The organism is Christensenella sp., assembly GCF_034927525.1.
GTDB lineage: Bacteria > Bacillota > Clostridia > Christensenellales > Christensenellaceae > Christensenella.
On record NZ_JAYFPU010000046.1, the window covers coordinates 1 to 3765 of the forward strand.

General features: G+C 51.1%; 5 protein-coding genes and 1 other annotated feature. All 5 genes read left to right on the forward strand.

The genetic code is table 11. The annotated features are described in order from the left end of the window. A partial coding sequence (locus tag VB081_RS01650; protein ID WP_323399123.1) for an ABC transporter ATP-binding protein occupies nucleotides 1-1209 on the forward strand: 1209 nt, incomplete at its 5' end. Further along, nucleotides 1206-1910, forward strand: coding sequence for an energy-coupling factor transporter transmembrane component T family protein (locus VB081_RS01655; protein ID WP_323399124.1), 705 nt, complete (start codon nucleotides 1206-1208; stop codon nucleotides 1908-1910). The genes VB081_RS01650 and VB081_RS01655, both read left to right, overlap by 4 nt. A 62-nt stretch (nucleotides 1911-1972) precedes the next feature. Then, on the forward strand, nucleotides 1973-2551 hold the full coding sequence (gene yfbR / locus VB081_RS01660) for a 5'-deoxynucleotidase (protein WP_323399125.1): 579 nt from the start codon (nucleotides 1973-1975) through the stop codon (nucleotides 2549-2551). Between the two features lie 49 nt (nucleotides 2552-2600). Further along, nucleotides 2601-2739, forward strand: a sequence feature (ribosomal protein L10 leader region). A gap of 26 nt (nucleotides 2740-2765) precedes the next feature. After that, the gene (gene rplJ, locus VB081_RS01665) at nucleotides 2766-3293 is read left to right on the forward strand and encodes a 50S ribosomal protein L10 (RefSeq protein ID WP_323399126.1); all 528 of its coding nucleotides are present in this window, start codon (nucleotides 2766-2768) and stop codon (nucleotides 3291-3293) included. Nucleotides 3294-3350: 57 nt separating this feature from the next. After that, nucleotides 3351-3725, forward strand: coding sequence for a 50S ribosomal protein L7/L12 (gene rplL, locus VB081_RS01670; RefSeq protein ID WP_323399127.1), 375 nt, complete (start codon nucleotides 3351-3353; stop codon nucleotides 3723-3725). Nucleotides 3726-3765 lie beyond the last annotated feature (40 nt).

Consider the following 3765-nt stretch of genomic DNA (forward strand, 5'->3'; position numbering starts at 1 on the left):
TCTGAGCGCATGCCGCTTGTAGGTATGATGTTCCAGAACCCGGACTTGCAATTTTGTATGGATACGGTGGAAAACGAGCTGATATTCTGTTTGGAAAACAAGGGCGAAGACCCGGCGGATATGCAGCGGCAGATGGACGAGGCGCTCGCTTTCTGCGGGATTTCCCATCTGAAGGAAAAGGCGCTGCACACATTGTCGGGCGGGGAAAAGCAAAAGATGATGCTTGCGTGCGTGACCCTGCTGCGGCCAAAATGGCTGCTGTTGGACGAGCCGTTTGCGAACATCGATCCGGACTCTACCATCGAGTTGGTGCAAAGAATTGGAAGGCTCAACAGGGAAATGGGCATCGGCATTGTGGCGGTAGATCATCAGGTGGCGCACTGGCTGCCGATCATGGACGAGGTGATGCTGCTCGGAACGGGAGCAGAGCTGCTTGCGCGCGGGATCACGCGCGACAATCTGAGCGAATACAAGCAAACGTTCGAGGAGCTTGGCATCGTATATCCGGAGCAAAGCTATCGGGAGCCTGCGCGGCGCGAAAAGGGAACGGACGAAGAAGTACTCTCTATTCGCGGGTTATGTGCCGGGTATGGGGACAATAAGGTTCTTAGTGGCCTTGACGCTGATTTTTCCAGAGGGAAGACTTATGCCGTGACAGGGCTTTCGGGCAGCGGAAAAAGCACGCTGTTTTCTGTGCTGTGCGGCATTGTTGCCTATCAGGGAAGTGTATTGCTGCATGGGCAGGAGCTGAAAAAGCTGCGTAAAAAAGCGCTCAGCCACAAGCTCGGGTTTGTGTTCCAGAATCCGCAGGATCAGTTTGTTGCGTCCAGCGTGTTTGACGAGATCGCCGTCAGCCTGAAAAAGAGGGTGGCGGAAGACGAGATGGAGCAGCGCGTCAAGGATGTTCTAAAAGAGATCGGGCTGTGGAAATACCGCTTTTTATCACCCTTTATGTTAAGCCAGGGGCAACAGCGCAGGCTGGCGGTGGCGGCCCTGCTGGCGTACGATTGCGAGATATTGGTATGCGACGAGCCGACGTACGCGCAGGACTTACGCGCCATTCGTGCGGTGATGGAGCTGCTTGACAGACGGGTAGAGCAGGGGTTGACGCTTATTTTCTCCACACACGACAGGCAGCTTGCACACGACTATGCGGATGCGCTGTATGTGCTGCGGGATGGAAAGCTTAAGCGGGAGGATATAGAGTGAAAAGTATCAATCCGGCCTATAAGCTGATCGGGGTACTGATCCCGATCGTGATCATCGCTTTTGTATATAATACGATCCTAAATTTTGCGATTGTCGCCGTATGTATGGCGGTGCTTGCGTTTTCGCATATCAATTGGAAAAGTGCATTGCGGGTATTGATCCCTGTGCTCATCCTTTCGGTGGGCATGTATATGACGGGCTATAGGTTCCACGATGGTTCCAACGTAGGGGTAGGCGCGGCGACGGCTTCGCTTATTTCGGGAGGCGCGATTGGCAACGGGCTGCAGCTCGCGAGCAGGGTGCTTGCGTTCGGCAGTCTTGGCATGCTGTTCGTGTTTACCACAGATACAATGAAGCTGGTGCGTTCGATGGAGCAACAGCTTCATATGCCGGTCAAATTCGTGTACGGGCTGCTGGCATCTTTTCAGCTGTTGCCGAACATCAGTCATGAATACAAAAAGACGAAGGCGGCCTTTCGCGCGCGCGGGCTATATCCGATGGCGATCTCGCCTGTGCTTTTGACGCCGTTGATGGTCAAGGCGGTGCGGTGGTCAGAAGCGCTTGCGGCGGCGATGGAGTCGCAGGGGTTTGACGACAGAGCCAAGCGTACCTGCTATAAACCGATGATCCTGCGACCAATCGACAGATTGTTTCCTGTGATTACGACCGGACTGCTGATTCTTGGGATTGTTTTGCTGTAGCGGTGGTTTTTCCCTGCTTTTTATGCTATGATGGCAAAAAGAACGTAAGAGGCGGTAACAGGATGAAAAAGAGCTTTTATGCCTATATGTCGCGCTTAAAGCACATCAAACGCTGGGGGCTTATGCGCAACAATATGGAAGAGGACGTAGCAGAGCATACCTTTACGGTATCGCTTTTAGCCCATGCGCTGTGCGTGATCAAAAACACATATTTTGGCAGTACTGTAAGCGAGAAGGATGTTCTGTGCGCCGCGCTTTATCATGAGGCAAGCGAAGTGATCACCGGTGATCTGCCCACGCCCATCAAATATTTTGACGAAGATATCACGCAGTCGTATAAGAAGATCGAGCGGCACGCGGAGGAACGGCTTGTATCCATGCTGCCCGACGAGATGCAACCAAGCATTGCGCCTTATGTGCTGCAGGAAGTGGACGATGACGTGCGCGTGATCGTAAAGGCGGCGGACAAGCTGAGCGCGTATATCAAGTGTATGGAAGAACTCAAGAGCGGCAATACGGAATTTGAAAAGGCGTGTGCGCGCACCAAAGAAGCGGTGGAGGATATGAAGCTTGCCGAGGTTACTTATTTCATCGAGCATTTTCTGCCCGGGTACGCGTTGACGCTTGACGAACTGAACTGAAAGCCTTGACAGCGGGGCGTGTGTATGGTATTATTTTACTTGCGTAAAAATGAATAATGTAAAAAAGCCACAGACTCAGGAGCGGAAGCTTAAACCGAAAGGTCCTGACGAGGTCGATTTTCTAAGAATGCTTGATTGTGCTCTTATAAAGTCTTCAGGGCTTTATGAAGAGCATTTTTTATTTGAATCAGGCGCAGCAGCGAGGTGAAACGATTTGAAAGAAGCGAAATTACAAGAAAAGCAAGCAGCGGTTGCGGACGTAGTCGACAAAATGAAGCGTGCGCAGTGCATGGTGGTACTTGACTATCGCGGTCTTACGGTGGAAGAAGTAACGAGCTTAAGAAACCAGTTCCGTGAAGTGGGCGTAGAGTATAAAGTCATCAAAAACAATATGCTCAAGCGTGCGGCAGACGAACTCAATATTGAGGGCGTGGACGAGTACTTCAAAGGGCCGAGCGCAGTTGCATTTGGGTATGAAGATCCGGTTGCTCCGGCGAAGGTTCTGTGCAAGTTCGTAAAAGGTGTGAACAAAACAGAGATCAAGGGCGGTATCTTAGACGGTAAGGTGATGGACGCGGCAGGCATCAACAGCCTTTCGAAGCTCCCTTCCAAGGAAGAACTTATTGCGAAAATGCTGGGCAGCTTGAATGCTCCGGTCACAAACTTTGCTTTGGCGCTCCAGGCGATCCCGAGAGGGCTTGCATGTGCGCTTAACGCAGTGGTAGGTCAGAAACAACAGTAAACTGTACGAAATGTACAAAAAATTTAAAAAAAGTGAAAATTTTGGAGGATAATAATAATGGATAACAAACAGATTCTTGATGCAATCAAAGAAATGAACGTTCTGGATCTCGCAGAGCTGGTAAAAGAAATCGAAGAAACATTCGGCGTAAGCGCTGCTGCTCCGGTAGCGGTTGCTGCTGCTCCGGCTGCTGGCGACGGCGCTGCTGCTGCGGAAGAGAAAACAGAATTCGACGTAGTTCTGAAGGCTGCTGGCGCAGAAAAGATCAAAGTAATCAAAGTGGTAAGAGAAGCGACAGGTCTTGGCCTGAAAGAAGCAAAAGACATGGTAGATGGCGCTCCTTCCACGATCAAGGAAGCGATTGCAAAAGACGAAGCAGAGAAGCTTGTTGCTTCCCTGAAAGAAGCTGGCGCAGACGTAGAAATGAAATAACCAAAGCTGCAAAACAGACACGGCCGGCGTTCCGGCCGTG

What these genes read in the sequence shown, in the direction of transcription:
- yfbR (WP_323399125.1), top strand. Translation starts at nt 1,973, where the DNA reads ATGAAAAAGAGCTTTTATGCCTATATGTCGCGCTTAAAGCACATCAAA.
- rplL (WP_323399127.1), top strand. Translation starts at nt 3,351, where the DNA reads ATGGATAACAAACAGATTCTTGATGCAATCAAAGAAATGAACGTTCTG.